The following is a 19211-nucleotide window of genomic DNA, read 5'->3' on the forward strand; positions in this document are numbered from 1 at the left end:
CAGGCGTGGCATGGCCGCATCACGTTGCGGCCGGAAGCGACGGGTGAAGTTTGCCTGATGCATCCGGCCGGTTCGTTGCAAGTACGTAACTCGTTCGTTGCATAACGGTCCATCGAAAGCGACAGTGCACGCACAGTCCCGGGGGAAACGATGATGTTTGCAGTCAGCCATCCGTCACGCACGCGCCACGCGCTGACCGCGCTCACGGCGGCATGGTTCGCGTGCTCAGCGCAGGCACAGGAACTCACCGGCACCCTCAAAAAAATCCATGACGACGGCGTCGTCGTGCTTGGCGTGCGCGAAGCCTCGATACCCTTCTCGTACTCCGACGGCAATGGCACGGTGGGCTATTCGCAAGCGATCGCCCTGCAGATCGTCGAGCAGATCAAGAAAACGCTCGACCTGCCCGATCTGAAAGTGCGTGAAGTGACCGTCACCTCATCCAATCGCATTCCGGTGCTGCTGAACAATCAGATCGACCTGGAATGCGGCTCCACCACGCACACGCACGAACGTGAAAATCAGGTAGCGTTCTCCGACAGTTTCTTCCAGTACGCGGTTCGCATGATTGTGCGGCGCCGTTCAGGCGTCACCGATTTCGCAGACCTGGCCGGCAAACCGGTAGTCACAACCGCTGGCACATCCGACGAACGCTTGCTGCGTCAGTTGAACGGCGAAAAGCATCTGAACATGCGGATTACCAGCGCGCGGGACCATCCGGAGGCGTTTGCTGCGGTGAAGGAGGATCGCGCGGTGGCATTCGTGATGGACGAGCCGATCATCTACGGCTTCAAGGCGACCGACCCGCATCCGGACGATTTTGCCGTCACGGGTACGCCGCTCGGCTATGAGGTGTATGCGTGCATGTTCCGCAAAGGGGACGCGCCGATGCGTGACCTCGTGAACGGTGTGATCGAGCAGATGCAGACCTCGGGCGCGGCGGAACGGCTCTACAACGTGTGGTTCACACAGCCCATTCCGCCTCATGGCATCAATCTGAACTTCCCGATGTCGGCGGCGAATCGCGCCTTGTTTTTGCATCCGAACGATCGTGCGCTTGATTGATGGGTGTCTGCTGTGGTCTGTTCTACATGACGTGATGTGACGGGACGCGATGCGCAGTCACAGATCTTGATGCAATTCAGCGAGCGATAGAGTGGTCTGAAATAGCCGCGTGAGGCTGCGGCTTGCATACCGCTCGACCTCGTGCGCTGCGGCCCAGCGGTACGCGTCCATCTCAGGAATCATCGTGCCGTCCGAGCGACGCGGAAACAGCGACGTGCAGACGCAATGCGTCAGGTCCAGTTCGTCCGCTCTCGCACGCGCGGCGAACAGATGCAGATCCTTGTCACGCCGATAAACGAACAGGCCGAGATCTTTCAGGCGATCGGCGCCGATCGCGATGCCGGTCTCCTCGACCATTTCACGCAACGCCGTGACATGCGGCGCCTCGCCCTCCTCGCCGTGCCCTTTTGGAATATCCCAATGCGACGTCTCGGTGGCGTGGGCGAGCAGGACCCGCCCTTGCGGATCGAGCAGCACAACACCACAGGAAACGATGCGTGCGCTCACCGGCCCGAGACTCCGCCCGGCACCCGTGCTACGCATGAAGACGACAACAGACAGAGCATGTGCGCGTTTCCGCTGCGCCTGCTCAGTGCTTCTTCTGCAGTTGCCACGGACCGCTTGCGCCCTGACGGCAGAATTGCGGCTTCAGTGTCATCGATTGACCCTTGGAGTTCAGCACGACCGACGTGTCGCGGCAGGTGCGCTCACCGTCCTTGGCAGTGCTTTGCGGTGTGATGGTCGCATCGATACGCACACTGTTACCCGTACCCTCATTGACCCACGTAGCCGACTCGCCGTCCTGCTTGTCATCGAGCGCCTTCATCACGGCCGCCTTCACCGAGTCGATGTCACGCTGTTTCATGTAGGCCATCGGCGTGTCGTTGAGGAAACCCAGATTCGCTGCATAGGCGCCGACCGCACCGGCCAGCAGCACACCGCCCAACGTGACGTGGAACAGCTTTCGGATTCGCATCGACATTACGTGTTCTCCTCGAAGGATGATTCGGCGGCCACGAAGCGATTCGTGATCTGGACCTCAAAAGCATAGCATGTCGCCTGCTAGCCGGTGGGCCAGCGAACCACCTTAACGGGTCCGTCTCGATGGCGTCGGCCAAGGCGACAGCGAAGCAAATCGAACTGCGCGCTATAGCAATAGCGCTTGATTTCAGACTCGTCTCATAGGTGCAAAGGCGGCGACTCCCTAATATGAGATGCTCAGCGCGTCACCCAATCCGTACGCGCGCCATACATTGACGCTCCCATGGACTACTCATTCGCTCTCAAGTTCTTCGCCATCATGCTGGCGATTCTTTCCATCGCGCTGGTGCCGTTCTTCATGCGCCGCGATCCGGCTCCGGTGCGCAGCCTTGTGCAAATCGAAGCGTTGCCGCGCCCAGAATGGCCAAGTCTGATGACACGCATGGGAACAGCCACGCTTCTCGCGTCGTTCGTTCTGCTGGTTGGCGGCTGCTATCTGCTGATCGTCGGCTAACCCGCGGCCTACTCTACTCTCTGTTCCAAGGGGCGCTCAAGCGCCCCTTGTTGTTTGGCCCCCGCGCGTCGAGGCAGCGTTCACGTGGGATTACCCACCGGTTCCAATGCGCCTCAGCACGGCGGTCCTCACCATTCCTCCGGTCGGGTCCTTCGAACGGCACGCTTCACGCAATCCGCCCGATATGACCTGAACTGTATCTGTCAGGGCCAAAGCCAGCCTCGTAGAATGATCGAGCCCGCCACCCTCTGGATTGCCCATGCTGCAGATTCTCGGCAAGGCCACGTCGATCAACGTCCGCAAGGTACTCTGGACCTGCGCTGAACTCGACCTTCCCTTTGAGCGGGAAGACTGGGGCACCGGCTTCAGATCCACCGAGACCGCGGATTTTCTCGCGCTGAACCCTAACGCGATGGCGCTTTTGGCGTTGGTCAGGAATTCGCCCGCTCATCAGGACGCCGAAGCAATCAGGGCTTCATCGGCCAACTGGGCGAGTCATATCGGCATCCTGAACCGGCAGCTAGAATCCACCGGCGCATTTGTAGCCGGCCCGGATTTTTCGCTCGCAGATATTCCCATTGGCCTGTCGCTGAACCGCTGGTTCAGCACCCCGCTCGCTCACCCAGATTTCCCTGCCGTATCGGACTACTTCGAACGCCTGGCTGCTCAGCCGGGCTATCGCGACTACTGCCGCAATGGGACACCATAGGTCCCAGCCGATGGAATCGCCAGACGCCGGGGCCGCATAACTGCGCGCCGCGGAACACGCTCGACGCCCGTTGCCACCCATGTCGTACAACCCTGGTCTGACGATCGCCTGTATCGGGCGTGTAGATTGCTAGGCTCCGCAGTTGTATCCTCAAGGCCCTGAGGGAGCCATTACGCGTCCCGCCAACCGGAATTCGTAAGCATGAAACTTTCGTTGCCGCCGCAAGGGCGGCCAAACCGCGTGTATCCGACGGGCGCGCCCACCTTGCATGGGCTCGCGTCGGTCGTCACCGGTGTCGTCGTCGTGTGTGGGCTGTATTTCGGGCGCGCGGTGCTGATTCCGATCACGCTGTCCGTGCTGCTCAGCTTTCTGCTGGCGCCGCTGGTGGCGGCGCTGCGGCGTCTGCGCATGGGGCAGTTGCCGTCCATTTTCATTGCCGTGTTCTTTGCGCTAGCCATCGTGCTGGGCGCGGGGGCGCTGATTGGCGCACAAATCGTGCAACTGGCAGCGGATCTGCCGCAATACCAGGTGGCGATTGAACGCAAGATCGAGACGGTGCAGGAGAAAACCGTCGGCCGCGCCGATGTGCTGTTGGGCAAAGCGGCGGTCACACTGCAGCGGGTTGCGCCATCGCGACCGGCCGCGCCGCGCAGTTTCGGCAAGGCCAGCAAAAACGCGCCCCCCGCGCCATTGCCCGTCGAGGTCCACGAGCCCGCCCTCACGCCCATGCAACTGGCGCAACGGGCCTTTTCGCCCGCCATCGCGCCGCTCGAGACGACCTTTATTGTGCTGGTCGTGACGATCTTCATCCTGCTGCAACGCGAGGACTTGCGCGACAGACTGATCAGCCTGTTCGGCTCGCGCGATCTGCATCGCACCACCACCGCCATCAACGACGCCGCGAGCCGCCTGAGCCGCTACTTCGTCGCGCAACTGGGCCTGAATCTCAGCGTGGGCGCCGTGCTCGCGGTGGGACTCGCCGGCATTGGCGTGCCCGGCGCCCTGCTGTTCGGCGTCGTCGCCGCGCTGCTGCGCTTCGTGCCGTACATCGGCGTCTGGATTGCCGCCTTGCTGGCTGTGTGCCTCGCCGCGGCGATTCAGCCCCAATGGACGATGGCCGTCTGGACACTGGTGTTGTTCGTGGTCGTCGACCTGGTCGCAGGCCAGGTGGCCGAGCCGCTGCTGTATGGCCGCCGCTCCGGGCTTTCGCCCCTCGCGGTGGTGGTCGCCGCGATTTTCTGGAGCTGGCTGTGGGGGCCGGTCGGACTCGTGCTGTCGACGCCCCTCACGCTGTGTCTCGTCACGTTGGGCCGCTATGCGGATCGCCTGAATTTCCTGACCATCCTGCTAGGTGACCAGCCCGCGCTGACGCCGGCGCAGACCTTCTATCAACGCCTGCTCGCGGACGACCCTCACGAGGCCATCGTGCAGGCAGACCGTCTGCTTGGTGAGATGTCGGTGACCGACTACTACGATCAGGTCGCGCTTGAGGGGCTGCGCCTCGCGCGCAACGATGCGCTGCGCGGCGTGCTGACGTCGGAACAGCTCGCGCGCTTCAACGAGGCGGTGGTGGATATCATCGAAAACCTCGAAACGGTGGATGGTGCGCCAGACCGGCTGCCCCAGGCCGAGGGGGGCGAGCCCAGGCAGGCGGGCGACCGCGCCGAGCCTCGCTATGGCCCCGTTGACGGCGACGACAGGGGGGATAAGCCGTTCGTCGCTGTCGACGCGGTCGTTCTGTGCATCTCGGGACGCGGTGCATTCGACGAAGTGGCCACGGCAATCGCCACACAATTGCTCGCCCGGCAACAGATCACCACGGTCACCACAACCTATGAACACTATCGCAACACGCGCGGTGGTGGGCGCGAGGCGGACCGCGCCAACATCATCTGCATCGTCTCGCTTGATACCGCCGAAGCGCCCCCTTATCTGCGCAACCTCTTGCGACGCATTCGCAGCCAACCCTCTCCCGCCACGGTGATTGTCGGGTTCGGCGGGCAGACGGAAAGCACGCCCGACCTCGGAGTGGCGGGTAGCGCGCGCAACGCGACGACCTTCCGCGGTCTGATAGAGGAATGCAGGACGGCGGTGGTCGCGGCAGGACGTGATGAGCACGTACAGGGGACGGCCTGACCGTTCCTTGTCGCGCGGGTCGTTGCTGCGCGCCGCTACAATACGTCAGGCACCCATCGCATCTTCAAACCCCGCCATGCAGCATCTGAAATACCTCGCCGCCTATCCGGCCGCCCTACAGGACAAGGTTCGCCGGCTGATCGCCGAACAGCAACTGGGCGCTTATCTTGCCGACAGGTATCCGCGCAGACACGCGGTGCAGACCGACCGTGCGCTCTATGACTACTGCGCAGAGATCAGGCGCGAGTTCGTGCGCAGCGGGCCGTCCATTGACAAGGTCGTCTACGACAGCAAGCTCGACGTGATGCGGCACGCGCTCGGGCTGCACACGACAATCTCACGGGTGCAAGGCGGCAAGCTCAAGGCGAAAAAAGAGATTCGCATCGCGTCGCTGTTCAAGGACGGCGCACCGGAATTCCTGAAAATGATTGTCGTGCATGAGCTGGCGCATCTGAAGGAAAGCGAGCACAACAAGGCGTTTTACCGGCTGTGTGAGTTCATGCAGCCGGGCTACCATCAGACCGAATTCGACTTGCGCCTGTATCTCACGCATCGCGATCTGGTGCGCGAGCAGGCTCAATAACAAAAAAACCCCGTGCGGGCTGAGCCGAACGGGGTTTTATGCGCGGTTTCCTGCGAGGCGGCGCGTGGCCCCGCTGACCGGATGGTGGCCCCCCCACGAGGAAACACATTTATCGCCCTGGAACCTGCAAATGCTGCATCACAGGCATTCCGGACAGGTTATATGCCCCCATAAATGCCACCACTTCAATCGGGATTGGACTGCGCGGATGAATATCCCTGGCTGGTGGTCGCTGTCTCATGCGATGGGCGCGCGCAGCCTAAACGTTGCCGGCTTGCGATCGAAAGCACACGACCCGTTGCGATCGCCCTCCCCAGCGAAGTTGTGATCCGCGCGGCGAATTGCGGCGTACAGCAGCCGTTCGCACCTACAACCGCACAGAACGTCGCGGCGAGCGGCGGGCATGTTGCAGGCGTGGACAGATCAGCGATCACTGACAATTCGACATCCGCGCTGCGGTCCACTTAGTTCGTGCTTCTACCGACCAACGGGTATGGCGGACTTCGCCCTGCTGTCGCACGCTTGGCGTGCATTGCCTTCAGGAACCGGCACCACCCGCCTCTGAGCCGCCGGCAACGTCTAACGAGCGAAATCGCTCAATCAGTTGCTGGTTATAGTCATCAAGATAGATCTGCAATTCGCGCCGGCCGATCAAGCGAACGGAGGCGGCAGTAGCCAGCTCAAGTGCCGACCTCGTGAAATAGGAATTCGTCACCACCATGGCCTCGTCGCAGCCATAAAAGCTCTTGGCCGAGATCGCCTCCTGCACGGCGCCATTACCAACACTGCCAGAATAGTTTTTGGCTTGAATCACCATTTTCTTGCCGAACCTTGTCGCGAAAAGATCAGCGCCTTGATCACCGCTCAACTTTGTGCCCTCTACATCGAAGCCTAAAGTTCTAAACAGCGTTGCGAGGAATTTCTCAAAACTGTACCCGTCCATGGCGTCGACGTGATACATCGTGACATATTGGTTCGGATCAAAGTATTCTAGTTTTGTTTCGAGTCGCCCGACGAGAATGTCGAAGTAAATGTGTTCACACGTTGCCAACCAAGATTCGAAAATATCCTGCGGCAAAAGTGGGATTCCGTACATCGAAGACGCTTCGTCCGAGAACGGCAACTTCGGATGCCGAATGTTGTTCTTCCACAAAAAATATAGAAGGAGACTCAAGTCCTCTCTGAAGCTCACACCTGTCTCTTGAATCCACGACCGTAGGATATCGAACACAGAACCTTGCATGTGCCTCGAAATTTCCGCGGAAAAACCCATGTATGAGTTGTTGAAATCTGTCGTATATAAGAGCTTATCTAGTAGATGTGGAAGATCTTCAAGCTCATTGAATCCCTTCCGAATGAGAACCTCTCGGAACAACTCCCAAGGTGAGTACGACCCGTTCATGCGCGCGCCCGGAGTTGCGACGTCGTTGCCGGCCGACTCTCCACGTCTGACTGTATGAATGAAATTCGCGAAATATGGATTTCGAAATTCTGAATATTTCTTTAATACACTTCGAAGCAGTTCAGCTAACTGCGCTTGCTCTTTCTTCTTTCCTAACAAGTCTTTCAAAAACCCCTTCGTTTGATATTGAAAGTCTGGGTAGAACGAAGGATCAAGGGGGACTTGCTGTCCTGGCGCCGGGCGCTGCACCGAATCCTGCAGGGAATTGGCAGTGCACCACGGACACGTCGTTTCAAACGAGGTTTTTCGGCAGGCGCTGCATCGGTAGATCATTTATTTCCTCCGCGCTCGACGCGCAGCGTTGCATTACAGTGCGAGCAGCAGTATTCCACGAATTGAATTGCGACACTTCTTCCGGGTCCGCTATTGCCTGATGTGGTCCGCATGAGGCGACCGTAGCAGCCGGTCATAGCGTCGCTGGTCAAGCGCCGCGTTTTTAGTGTGCGGCAGTATTCATGTGATGCAAAGGAAGCGCGGATCGACTTCCCACGTGCATTCTGTCGCTCGGAAATCATCACGTATCTTCGTGGGCATGCACTTTGTCTTCCTCTCGCAAAAGTCGATGCAGAAGTCGATGGCAGTTTGCGCACAGACATTGCACGTCATCGAGCGTCGTTTTGTGTTGGGACCCCATCTGGCGGACGTGAGTTGTCGAGTGATGGACTTCGATACAAGCTTCCGCATGCTCAGTTCCGAATGCGGCAACTGGATCCAGCTTGCAACGCTCGCAGGTGAGCTTTCCGTGAAGACGCCTAAACTGCGCCTTTTTAGCTTTTGCCAGTCCGGTGGACCGCTCTCGCCTGAGATGCGAGACAAGTTTCCGATCGCCTTCCATCCACTCCTGTTCCGGCATCGACGCCGGATCGCTCGACGGAGAGTCGGAGTCTTTCGGCACAATTTGATAGCCAGCGTCTCGCAGAAGCGCAAAACATAGCGATGCTTCGTCCCCTGAAAAATGCTTCGGCTCGATTGCCGCACCGTCTAACGCCATGGACAGGGCAACGCCAAAGACGGCTTTCGGTGCAAACCGTTTACCGTTCTCGGCGATCAGGTCGTATTTCGTGGATGAACCAAAAGCGTGGCTTACATCCCCGCTATGAAACAATTGAACGGACTTCCAGATGTACTCAGGCGTGGCCTTCTTTAGCACGTCCGCAGGAAGTCGTTCGCTGCTCTCGGCGGCAACATACCGTACGTATCGATAACCGGCCCCCTTCAACTTTCGCTCGGCCTCTTTGAGCAATTGTTCGTCAAAAAATCGGATCCATTCCGTTTCGAGAACTAGCGCTTCCACGGAAAGGTCCAGACGTCCACTTTCCCAGAGCTTGACGAAGCCGTCAGAGGGATTTTTGCCTCCCACCAGCTTTGCCACAGTCAAATAGCCGCCATCTGCACCCAGCATAGAAAGAAACTGCCGGGGGTCGTATTTTAAGTCGCGCTTCGCCTCTGCCGCCTTTTCGCGAAGAAACGCTGTGAACCATTCGTTGCTATGTTTATCCATCAGCTCTCTCGGAAACGTCAGCAAACCTGCTTTTAATACCTTTCGGCAACAGGCGCTAAAACTTGAGCGACCTGACGGACCAGCAACTGGCGGCGAGCTCCGCGGAGGCGCGCTAGTCGATCGCTTCGACTAACCTCCGGAGCGGAACTTGAAGCAGCCGGTCGCATCCTGGCACAGAAAGACGACTTTTAGCCGAACGGAGCCGATATCGACCGTCCCGCCTTGATCACTAATATTCCGAACGATGCTGGCCATTCTGATGTCTCTTTCCGAAACTGCGCACCCGCGCAAGGGTCCGTCTGTGCGCCATGGCGAACGACTGAAGATGGTCCGCTTGGTGCCTCATGCAAACGGCATGCGAAGCCAGAATCTAGCTGGTCGTCTACAGGCAGCACCGACCCTTCTGAGACATTCGCTGCGCCGCCCAGCAAAGGGCAGCTCGCGGACGCGAAGCGGCCACCGGCATAGCGGGCCAATTCCTGAAGCGAAATGATCACCTGTTTCGGGGCATTCATTGCAAGACCGAATGTCGATTCGAGTAATCGCTCGCTGCAGTGAAACAGTACGATCTACAATTGACCTGACGAGTTGGTACTTCCGGAAAACTCGATTCGTGCGTCCGACAAAAGTGAGATCAAACAGGTCCACGGTCGAGGTGATTCAACTTTCATGAAATCCTTTGATGCCGAACTACGACTTCAAACAGCTCTCCCCACACGACTTCGAGGAACTCTCGCGCGACCTGATTCAGGCTCGCGACGGATTCACCCTCGAATCATTCAAGACGGGCCGAGACCTTGGTATCGATTTTCGCCGCGCGAGCGCGGCCGGCGACATTATCGTCCAATGCAAACACTACGCCGGAACCGGTCTTGCCGGCCTCATGGCCGAACTCAAGAAGGAGGTGATCAAAGTCTCCAGGCTGAAGCCAGCGCGCTACATGCTCGTGACGTCAGTCGGATTGACGCCATCCAATAAAGCGGATATCCAGGCACTGTTCGGCGCCGTGCTTGCGACCGAGGACATTTTGGGCCCCGATGACCTAAACAATCTACTCGGTCTCTATCCAACAATAGAGCAGCAGCACTACAAACTCTGGCTGACAAGCAGGGCCGTGCTTGACCGCGTAATCCACAATGCATCGCTCGTCCAAAGCGAATTCGACGTTGAACAGGTGCACCGCGATATTCGCCGCTACGTACGTAGCGCTGCATATCCACGTGCGCTAACGATGCTTGAGAGCGATCACGTGGCAATCATCTCCGGCGCGCCGGGAGTCGGCAAGACTTCGCTTGCCAAGGTGCTGCTCTACGCCTACCTTTCGCGTGGCTACGAAACTATTTCGATCCTTACTGACTTTCAAACCGGCCGTGAGCGCTATCAACCTGGCAAGAAGCAGATTTTCTATTTCGACGATTTCCTCGGCGCGACATTTTCAGGTGAGCGCACCACCGCATTTACTCGCAACGAGGATCGTGCAATTCTAGATTTTATTGAGATGGTTCGAGCCTCGCCCACCGCTCGGTTGGTCATGACAACCCGCGAACATATTCTCCAACAAGCAATTGCCACGTCCGAAAAGCTTGCGCATTCCAGCCTCATCGACAGCCGCTGCGTACTGGCGATCGGAGACTACAGCCGAGTGCAGCGTGCCGAAATCCTATATAACCACATATATTTCAGCGACTTGCCAGATGACTATCGGGCGGCGCTTCTCGCCGACCGCTTCTACATGGAAATCGTCAAACACCGCAAATTCAACCCGCGGTTGGTCGATTGGCTGTCGACCTTTCGACGTGTCAAATCGGTTCCGCCTGAGCGATACCAGAGCTTCGTGCGCGATTTAATCGCCGATCCAGCTGAGATATGGCGTTACGCCTATGAACAGCAGATAAGCGATGCCGCACGCAGCGTTCTGCTTACGCTGTATACGTTCAGCGGCAAATGTGGTCCTCATTTACTCGAACGTGCTTTCCGAGGGCTTCATGCGCTGCGGGTTCAGCGCTACGGATTAAAGACCGAGCCTTCGGATTGGCGCCGGGCACTCAGCGAGCTCAACGGGTCGTTCGTCCGACCCGGAAATCGAATCGAAGTCATTGATCCGTCGGTCCTCGATATGCTCAACGCCGTCGTACGCCACGACACGCCCAATGCGCTAGATATGATCGAGGGTGCGGTCCGATTCGAACAGGCTCGTCGCATCTGGACTTTCGCGCTCGCCAAGGAAAACACCCGCGTCCTTAACTACCTCGTTAGCGAGGCGGCGCGCATCGCCGACACGTTCAGGCGCCTGCTTGCTGCACCGCGCAGCGTTTTGATGGATAACGTCGTCGCCTTTGTCGATGACAGCATCGAGCTCCGTATTGCGACTCTGATCGAATTAGCGGAAAAGCTCCAGTCGGACGTGCTCAGTCAAATCGTAACTTCCGCGATTGATGGCCTCATCGCCAGTTGGAAATCTGAAGGCACCCACATCGGTGACGGCATCGCACTGCTGGCTAAGATCGAGGCCAGTACTCTCTCGATACAGCCGTCTAATGAAGTGGTACGCATGCGCATCGCCCGCGCGTTGACGATGGAAGCGTCAACCGGTTGTAGGTCAGACGAGCTCCGCGAACTATTGGAGGCGCTAGAGTCACAGGACCTTGACGACGCGATGAAGGACCATCTCTACACTGCTGCCAAGGTTTATAGCGCGCGCTATTTCGACCATGAATTGTCCGAGTGCAAGTCCGAACCCGAATATGAAACTCTCATGGACGATCTCGCGACAATCGCTAGCCGTACGGATTTCAACTTAGACGGGCCGATCCAGACAACTCGCGAAGCTAAGGCTGAGTTCGAAGAGCATCAAGAGGCATACGCAGATCAGAAATATGAAGAGTGGAAGGAGCAGCGGCATGAAATGAGGGACGACGATCGCACGCTCGACGACCTTTTCGATTCCCTGCGCTAGTCTAGTTGATAGCTTAAACCGACTCAAAACTAAAACACAGCGCAGGCTGATTCCTATCGAGCAAGCGGCTCGACCGCCCTCGTGGAGGCATTGGCGAATGGCTCTAGATGGCCGGTTACTGCCTCAAGCAAACAGCATGGACTTCCGAATCTCGCATGGTCGCGAATGCGTTCTCTCGACCCGTTACACTCACCCGCGCGGCTCGGAAGCGCTCCCTCGATGCAGTCAGCGTTGCACTTTACAGACCCTATATTTTAGCCATGCCAGGATGTTCTGATCAGTGACCGCTTTGGGATGCGAATCATTAAGCGTCAGATATCCGTAGAATCCGCCATTTTGATCGACGATAACGGGCGGATCAGATGCCATGTCATTGCAAGGGCTTTCTGAAGATATGTCTGATCCGTATTGACCTATGTCATTGAAAATACTCTGCGGCGAAATGTCTGAGCCGTATTGACCGATATCATTTTGAACTGAGTCAGCTGCCAGGTCCGAGCAGTTCAGGCAGCCCAAATAGACGTCATGGCTCGCGCCCCCGAACAACATGAGTTTGACCTGCGCCTGCGCCATGCCGGAAGCTGTTGCCAGCACGGCTAACAATAATATTTTTCTAACGTTCATTTCTGGTCGCCTTCTTGGTTACCGATTGCGCCGATCGGCTCAGTTTGACCCTCTGCGGACTTCTAGCCTAGCGAGACGTCAATGACGGGTTTCGAATGTGGGCCAGACGCTAAATGATGCTACTGCCGACCAGAGCCATAGATATGGGCGGCTATTGACTTTGACTGCGCAGGCTCGTCAGCCATCCGAATATTCGCCTTGCCTCTTCTTTTGCCCTCGGAGTTAGGGACGTCGCGATCTCATCCGGTGTCATTGATGCGTCGGCCCATACTTCTTCCGTTCCCTCACCCGTGTCATAGACTTTCATACGCGATTTGATGCCACCATCTAACGTTTTCGTCTCGTTGCGCAGGAATCTAATGCTTCGAGCGATAGCGCGTACCTGGACCTTTTCGCTAGACGCGTAGACTGCCAGTGACCGCGATGGCGCTTTTGCCAGGCGTCTTTTCAGCGAGGTGATGTCTTTGACAGACTCATCGCGAGCAATGCCGTGTATTCCAATAGCGGTCAAGTGATTAAAATCGCCGAACCGCATATTCTTAAGGCTATGACCTTTACGGATGTATTCAATGACGTACCAAAATTCCCAAGGGTCAGTATCGTCGGCGTCAACCTCTAGCAGCACGTGCAAATCCCACGATGCGTTGCTTTCCCCCAAGCTGCGGATAAAAGCGTATTTGTCCTCGCTTCCCGTCCTCGACTCACGCCTGTGCTGCTCAATTCGCCGGCTCGGGTCCGACGTCCGTCCAATGTAGAAGGGAACTTCCCACGGCCCTTCTTGAAGATCTTGGGCTGTTCGGAATTCGTCATAGACCAGCGCATAGATAAACTTCTTCTCAGGCGCGCTCATTGATTGTCTTTGGGCAAGGGATAGAAGAGGGGTAGGTGGTCCGCGCGTCGAACGGATCAGCGCCAAATAGTCGCACGGGGCTCCCGTCTAAGGCAATACAAAGGGAACTAGTTCAGTTGCCAAACCATTCGACGAGTCGAGATTGATATAGTGAGCTCTGCCGCACGTTGATGCTGGAAGGGAAATTGTCAACTGCAGGCTGAGCGCGGCGACCCGCCCCCGAGTGGTTGCGTCGGCTGGTGAACGAACAAAGTGTTCATCGCTTCGTGGCAGTTCCGATTACACGATGATTGCACGCCGCCGGTAACCTCAACATGAGCGATGAACCGCGGTAGAAATCAGAGACCACAGTGAAAAAGTTCGTGAACGAAAGCAATCCGCATCCAATTAGTAATTCGTCGGTTTTCGGGGCAGACCGGCCGTTCGAATGACGGCACTGTGCGATTGAGGAGGGGCAGCAAATGGCCGGTTGCGGGCGTACTAGGACGAAGTGTTGTACAGCGACACTGGCAAACCCGTGGGGCATATGGCGTCAGCTTTATGCGCCGGAATCGCTTGCATTGCTCCGGTCGGCAGCATCGTAAAGCCTGAAGCCCGACTTCGGCGTGGCTACGCCTTTTCGTTTCAGCTTTGGCAGCGCTATCAGTTCCCCGCCATCCGGCAGCCAGCAGAGAAGTCCGTCGAGCCTGAGCGTCCACCAGCAGCGTTCTATGCCATCCCAGCGGGCGCCGAGCGCTTTGGCCATGTCTTTCTCTTCGTAGGGCACGCAGAGCTTTATGCGTGACCCTGCCAGGGTTTCAGCGCTGGGCACCGCTAGCCGGATTCGGGCTTCTACGAGCGTTGCAGGAGCGCGTTCCTGTCTGGCAAGTGCGCGAGCACGGCGGTGTGCTGCCCTGGAACGACGGCTCATCATCAAGCCTCGAATGCGAACTCGCCATGAACCTGCCGCGCCGCCCGCTGATAGGCGGCAGCGGCTTTGGCAGGGTCTTTGAACATGCCAAGATGGCGGTTCTTTCCGCCTTTCCTGATCGACGCGAACCACTTTTTGCAGACCGGATGCCAGTACACACCTCGATAGCCGGAAGCGTTACTGCGACGGAGTGCGTTGGCCGAATTGCCGGAATTGTCGGCCTTGCGAAGGTTGCGAATCCGGTTATTTGTCTTGCAATGGTCCCGATGATCAAGGATAGATACAGGCCACTCACCGTGATACAGCGTCCATGCTATGCGGTGCGCGTAGATAACCGTGCCGAGCACACCGACACGGAGATAGCCGGTAGTGGGGTCAACCCAGCCTGCCACGCTACCAGCGGGAATGATCCCGCTCCGGCCCTTGCGGTCTACACGCCATGTAATGACGCCCGTTTTGGGGTTATAGGAAAGCACGCGGCGTAGCGCTTCGATATCAACCTGACGAAATGACATGGCACCACTCCAGAGAAAAATGTAACAACCTCCTTTACGAAGGGTTTTCTCCGGTTGGTGACCTATCCTGGTGGTATCGGCTGCTACCGTTTTTTCGAATGCGAGGTCGTTATGCTTACCGACGTGAAATTCGGGTTGGAACTAGGGGGCGAATGCCTAGTGGCCATCGTGCTTACCGCCTTGCTCTGCGAACTCATCGCCTGTTTTCCCGGCTGGCTGATCAGCAGCATCAGGCGCATCGGGAGCGTGGGTCTCGTCGCGACTATCCGCGCATCCTCAGACGCGACCGGGCGAGCACTTAACGTCATCCTCTCCACCCTTCTGGGCATCGTCTTGATAGCCGCTGTTTTCGCCGCTGTTGCCCTGTTCCCTGCCCTTGCTGTCGTAGGGGTATGGGTATTACTGCTGTGCTCAATCAGGTCGTTTGGCAGGCACGTAGACGGGATCATTGAGCGCCGCCACGACGAAGTAACAGGGTTACTGCGCCAGCAGAACGACCTACTGCCCCAGCGTAGTGCCGGCGTTACCGCCAAGAAGACCGACTAGGGGCGCTCCCCGAGCAATACCACCGCCCATCTTTTGCATAAGGTCCAGACGCCGAGCCAGCAGTGTCAGCATGGCCTGCCGTCCCGCGTTCGTTCCGTAAGCTGGTATCAGTGCGCCGAGCGCCGCTGATGCTACCGGATGCTCGAAAAGCAATTCCGGGTGTGAAGCGAGCGCCGCCAGTCCACCAATCTCCAGTCCGCGCCCCACTGTCCCTGAATCCGGAACCTTGCTACCCAATACCTGCTGCGCCTGCGTTGCAAACTGGTTATTAATGCCGCTCGTAGTCGCACGCTGCGCCTGAGTCGAGCCTGCACGCACGGCGTTCGCATACTGGGCGGGGGTAAAGATGTTCCCATTGTTGAATGCACCCTGCATGCCTGCGGCGCGTTCAATCTGCTTGTATCGAGCCCATGCGTTATTCGCGTTCGCAAGCCTGTCCGCCACATTCGCATTGGGCACTTGCCGCTGCACCTGTGCCGCCAGTGAATCATTAAGGTCATCCACCGCATTCGCAATGGCATAGTTTTGTGGCGTCAGGTTGTTACCCAGCCGGTTGTTGCGCGCAACGGTGTTTAGATATGAACGCGTATCCCCCCACTGGTTGCCAGTCATTACATTGCCAGCAGACAGTTTTTGTCTGACCTGATTATCAAGAATATCGTTGAACTGCTGGAGCGCACCCGGCGCATTCTGCGCCACGTCATTCTGGATATTATTAACGTCCGCAATGAACTGGCCACGCAACCGGAACTGCGGTACGGAATCAGCAATATCGTTATATTCGCTGCCGATCTGCGAGCGGATTGAATCGATTGCTGGCGCGCCGGTCGCTACATCTCCTGGCAACTGGCCACGAATGGGAGCAAGTGCATCCTGATAGAGCACACGGTTGAACTGGGCAATATTCTGCCGCTGCGCTGCTGCCTGTGCTTCTGCGAGAACCGGGATGCTGCCCGCCTTTTCCTCAAGGGACGCGAGCGGACCACCGATAGCCTGACCGGGCATGGGCGTAATACCGTTGTCCATCATGGTCCGTGCGGCGGGCGTGAGGGGCACGCCGCCAACCACTCGGCCCAGCACGTTTGCCGCTGCACCACCGAGACCACCGCCCGCGACGCCGAGCGCGAGACGTTGACCAAGGTCCGCTGCCGTGGTGCCTGAATCGACGGGCTGGGCAGCAGCGCCAAGGCCACCAGCGACAGCACCCTTACCCAATGCCTCGATCAGGTTCGCAGCCGGCCCTACGGCTCCTGGCGCAGCCATTGCAACGGGGTTCGCCATGGTGGAAGCCACGTTCCCCACCACCTGTTCCGTCTTTGTCGCGGGAGACGGCGTATAGCGGTCAATCATGCCCTTCAGGATCGTATCCACGTCCTGCAAATGCGGATCATGCCCAAGCCAGCCGCCGACCGTATTGAATACAGCGTTCGCCGGATTGCCAATGACACCGGCTGCATCCGCGAGACCATGACCCGCCGCTCGTGCGGTTAGTCCAAGCTGGCGCACAAGCTGCTGGCCTGTCGATAGCGATGGCGGTCCTGCGAGCATGGCAAGCTGATCGTTCGTCATCTGCGAAAGATCGGGAGTCTGCTGGGCAGAAGCTGCTGGTTGCTGCTGGGCAGGAAGGTTTGCGGGAGCCTGCGCAGGGGCTGCCTGCGAAGCTGGAGCCTGTGGCGGACCTGCGAGCGCAACAAGCTGGTCGTTGGACATCTGCGAAAGGTCGGCAGGAGGGTTTGCAGGCTGTGACGCGGCAGGTTGGGCAGGAGGCGTCGGGTCCACAAACGGACTTGCAACTGTGGATGAATTCTGCGGGCCTTCAGCGGCATTCGCTGACGGCACTACGGCGTTAGCGATGGATTCGAGAATACCAGGCTGCTGGAGCGTCTTGTGTGCCGCCGCAACCTTCAATGCATAGCTCTTGTCCTGTGCATAACCACCGGCCTGCAATGCCTGTCCAAACCGGGCAACATTATTGCCGGCGCCGACCGCATCGGGAAAACGCGACTGAATGAGGTTCACATATGAATCCGCGAAGTCATCCGGCGACTGGAAAGTCTGATAGCTATCTTTCGATCCCGTCGCATTGTCGGTTGCCTGCACGCCGCCCTGCTGCCCCTTCGGCACCTTCATGTTGCCGAGGTTGTTCGTACCAGGGATAACGGATTTGCCCCAGCCTGTCTCAAGTCCCCACTGCGCAAGAATTGCAGTCGGATCGACGCCCAGTGCCTGACCGGCCTGTGCAGCCTGCGGGCCGTAAGCGGACGCGAAATTCGAAGGCGACGGATTGACCATCGCAACTAGCTGATCGTTGCTGAGGCTGGACAGGTCCATCTAGTACCCCGGTACGCCGCGTTGACGCAATAGCGCACGAGCCTGAGCCTGTGCGTTTACCGCACCAGGCGCGGCAGCGGGACCACCCGATGCACCAGCACCGCCAGCACCCTGAGGCTGTGCAAGCATATTTTGCGCAGCAGGCGAGAGCAGGTTATTGAAATCGTTCCTACGCGTGGATTGCTGGTATTGCCGCTGGAATCCGCGTAGCTGCCCAGTCATCAGGGATTGAAAAGTGTTGATCGCACCGCTTAACTGAGCGGGGCTGTTTGCCGAATTCAATGAATCCTGGAGTCCCTTGCGATCCCCCTCGGGCACGACACCGCCAACGATGGCTTTTCCCACCTCAGCCGCAACGATCTGCTTGGCCGCGTCGAAGTTCGTAGGAGCAGCAACGCCAAGCTGCTGCGCAGTTTCATTGGCTGCACGGTTGATAACCTGCGTATTGCCGTTGTTCAATGCCTGTGCAAGCTGTCCAAGCGTATTCATGTGGTCGATGGAAACGCTCATGGAACGCACTGTGTTTCCGTTAGTGCCAGACATGAATTCGCCGTAAGCCTTCTGCGAAGTTTCGTAATTCTGAGCGTTATAGTCCGGCGCGATCTGTTTGACGCGGTTCATCACCCACTGACCAGCGGGGGAGCTTGTCAACGCCCGTCCTGCAAGGGGCGGCTGGGTATAGTTCGCGATCGATTGAGCGAGACTCTCATTGGCGACCGGATCGCCAAAATTCTTCGCGGTATCGATGTTTTGCTGGAATGCTCCGCTCACGGTGTTGAGTGCCGCATCGTATTGCTGGTATTGCGGCGTGCCGGGTTGAAACTGGTCCCGAAGGCGCATCAGTTGCTGGACCTGTGCAGCTTTGCTATCCGGAGGAGGATTGTTGTTCTGCGTGACGCCAGCAGGCGTGCCAGAGCCACCAGCCTGTGGTTGCTGCTGGCCGCTCTGGTCCTGCTGCATCGGGTTGACGCGGATTGCTCCAGGAGCCAGCGTGTACGGCTCCAGCCCTTTCAACCGTGCCTGCATCTGGGCGAAGTAGCCAGGATTCGTCATCTGGGCCATCGACATCGCATCCTGCGGCGACATGCCAGCCTGGATCGCGCCCTGTAGCAACCCATTAAAGTTGGGCATGCCACCACCGCTCCCGGTTGAAATGGGTGTAGATGGCGGGGCCTGGTTTGCAGGAATGCCAGCCGTCTGCATGGCCTGCTGCGTGGCAGGACCGACACCCGGTTGCTGGGCAGGCGTCTGCCCAGGCTGTGTACCCGATGAATCGGTTTGCAGGTAATCGGCCGGGTTGAAGTTCGCCGCCTTCTGCGCACGTTGCAACGCGAGTTGCTTCATCTGGGTTTCGAGCGGCAGTTGCTGGAGAGCCGTCGCGTTCTGGATACCCTGCGCCATATTCTCGCCAATCGGAGCATGACTGTTTAGCATCATGCCGATGCCAGCCTGAAACATCGGATTGGTCATAAGGCCGCTCAGGATGCCTGACAAACCACCACCGCTATCATCAGCCATTTTAGGATTC

General features: G+C 58.1%; 17 protein-coding genes. 7 read left to right on the forward strand and 10 right to left on the reverse strand.

What is annotated here, in order from left to right:
• Positions 1-150: 150 nt before the first annotated feature.
• Complete coding sequence (locus tag WCA85_RS12805; protein WP_424064358.1) at positions 151-1065, forward strand: transporter substrate-binding domain-containing protein; 915 nt, start codon at positions 151-153, stop codon at positions 1063-1065.
• Between the two features lie 57 nt (positions 1066-1122).
• On the opposite strand, the gene WCA85_RS12810 is transcribed toward WCA85_RS12805, so the two are convergent.
• Complete coding sequence (locus WCA85_RS12810; RefSeq protein ID WP_424064360.1) at positions 1123-1572, reverse strand: NUDIX hydrolase; 450 nt, start codon at positions 1570-1572, stop codon at positions 1123-1125.
• A gap of 82 nt (positions 1573-1654) precedes the next feature.
• A complete protein-coding gene (locus tag WCA85_RS12815) occupies positions 1655-2047 on the reverse strand; it encodes a hypothetical protein (protein WP_424064361.1) in 393 nt (130 codons plus the stop codon).
• Between the two features lie 282 nt (positions 2048-2329).
• On the opposite strand from WCA85_RS12815, the gene WCA85_RS12820 reads away from it, so the two are divergent.
• From WCA85_RS12820 to WCA85_RS12835, 4 genes are all read left to right on the forward strand, one after another.
• On the forward strand, positions 2330-2560 hold the full coding sequence (locus tag WCA85_RS12820; RefSeq protein WP_424064363.1) for a hypothetical protein: 231 nt from the start codon (positions 2330-2332) through the stop codon (positions 2558-2560).
• Positions 2561-2819: 259 nt separating this feature from the next.
• Positions 2820-3269 (forward strand): glutathione binding-like protein, encoded by a 450-nt coding sequence (locus tag WCA85_RS12825; protein WP_424064365.1) that lies wholly within the window; start codon positions 2820-2822, stop codon positions 3267-3269.
• Positions 3270-3470: 201 nt separating this feature from the next.
• Positions 3471-5405 carry an AI-2E family transporter gene (locus WCA85_RS12830; protein ID WP_424064367.1) on the forward strand — a complete coding sequence of 645 codons (1935 nt, stop codon included), beginning with the start codon at positions 3471-3473 and terminating at the stop codon, positions 5403-5405.
• A 76-nt stretch (positions 5406-5481) separates the two neighbouring features.
• Positions 5482-5988, forward strand: a complete 507-nt coding sequence (locus tag WCA85_RS12835) for a YgjP-like metallopeptidase domain-containing protein (RefSeq protein WP_424064369.1) — start codon at positions 5482-5484, stop codon at positions 5986-5988.
• 538 nt (positions 5989-6526) lie between these two features.
• On the opposite strand, the gene WCA85_RS12840 is transcribed toward WCA85_RS12835, so the two are convergent.
• Together WCA85_RS12840 and WCA85_RS12845 are read right to left on the reverse strand one after the other, a co-directional pair.
• On the reverse strand, positions 6527-7723 hold the full coding sequence (locus WCA85_RS12840) for a restriction endonuclease (protein ID WP_424064370.1): 1197 nt from the start codon (positions 7721-7723) through the stop codon (positions 6527-6529).
• A gap of 241 nt (positions 7724-7964) precedes the next feature.
• Entirely contained in the window at positions 7965-8951 is a 987-nt protein-coding gene (locus tag WCA85_RS12845; RefSeq protein ID WP_424064372.1) for an HNH endonuclease, read from the reverse strand.
• Positions 8952-9633: 682 nt separating this feature from the next.
• Here WCA85_RS12845 and WCA85_RS12850 point away from each other — a divergent pair.
• Positions 9634-11907, forward strand: a complete 2274-nt coding sequence (locus WCA85_RS12850) for a restriction endonuclease (protein ID WP_424064374.1) — start codon at positions 9634-9636, stop codon at positions 11905-11907.
• Positions 11908-12132: 225 nt separating this feature from the next.
• Here the strand turns inward: WCA85_RS12850 and WCA85_RS12855 are convergent, their stop codons facing one another.
• The 4 genes from WCA85_RS12855 to WCA85_RS12870 all read right to left on the reverse strand — a co-directional run bounded on the left by WCA85_RS12855 (position 12133) and on the right by WCA85_RS12870 (position 14806).
• Positions 12133-12531, reverse strand: coding sequence for a hypothetical protein (locus tag WCA85_RS12855; protein ID WP_424064376.1), 399 nt, complete (start codon positions 12529-12531; stop codon positions 12133-12135).
• A 151-nt stretch (positions 12532-12682) separates the two neighbouring features.
• On the reverse strand, positions 12683-13381 hold the full coding sequence (locus WCA85_RS12860; protein WP_424064378.1) for a hypothetical protein: 699 nt from the start codon (positions 13379-13381) through the stop codon (positions 12683-12685).
• 538 nt (positions 13382-13919) lie between these two features.
• Positions 13920-14294 carry a DUF5710 domain-containing protein gene (locus WCA85_RS12865; RefSeq protein WP_424064380.1) on the reverse strand — a complete coding sequence of 125 codons (375 nt, stop codon included), beginning with the start codon at positions 14292-14294 and terminating at the stop codon, positions 13920-13922.
• On the reverse strand, positions 14294-14806 hold the full coding sequence (locus WCA85_RS12870; protein WP_424064382.1) for an HNH endonuclease: 513 nt from the start codon (positions 14804-14806) through the stop codon (positions 14294-14296). Before WCA85_RS12870 ends, WCA85_RS12865 begins: the two co-directional genes overlap by 1 nt.
• A 111-nt stretch (positions 14807-14917) precedes the next feature.
• Between WCA85_RS12870 and WCA85_RS12875 the strand changes: the two genes are divergently transcribed.
• A complete protein-coding gene (locus WCA85_RS12875; protein ID WP_424064383.1) occupies positions 14918-15352 on the forward strand; it encodes a hypothetical protein in 435 nt (144 codons plus the stop codon).
• Here the strand turns inward: WCA85_RS12875 and WCA85_RS12880 are convergent.
• Together WCA85_RS12880 and WCA85_RS12885 are read right to left on the reverse strand one after the other, a co-directional pair.
• Complete coding sequence (locus WCA85_RS12880; RefSeq protein WP_424064385.1) at positions 15305-17683, reverse strand: glucosaminidase domain-containing protein; 2379 nt, start codon at positions 17681-17683, stop codon at positions 15305-15307. The genes WCA85_RS12875 and WCA85_RS12880 overlap by 48 nt on opposite strands.
• On the reverse strand, positions 17684-19201 hold the full coding sequence (locus WCA85_RS12885) for a hypothetical protein (protein WP_424064387.1): 1518 nt from the start codon (positions 19199-19201) through the stop codon (positions 17684-17686).
• Between the last annotated feature and the right edge of the window lie 10 nt (positions 19202-19211).

The sequence above is a fragment of the Paraburkholderia sp. genome (genome assembly GCF_049581445.1).
Taxonomy (GTDB): domain Bacteria; phylum Pseudomonadota; class Gammaproteobacteria; order Burkholderiales; family Burkholderiaceae; genus Paraburkholderia.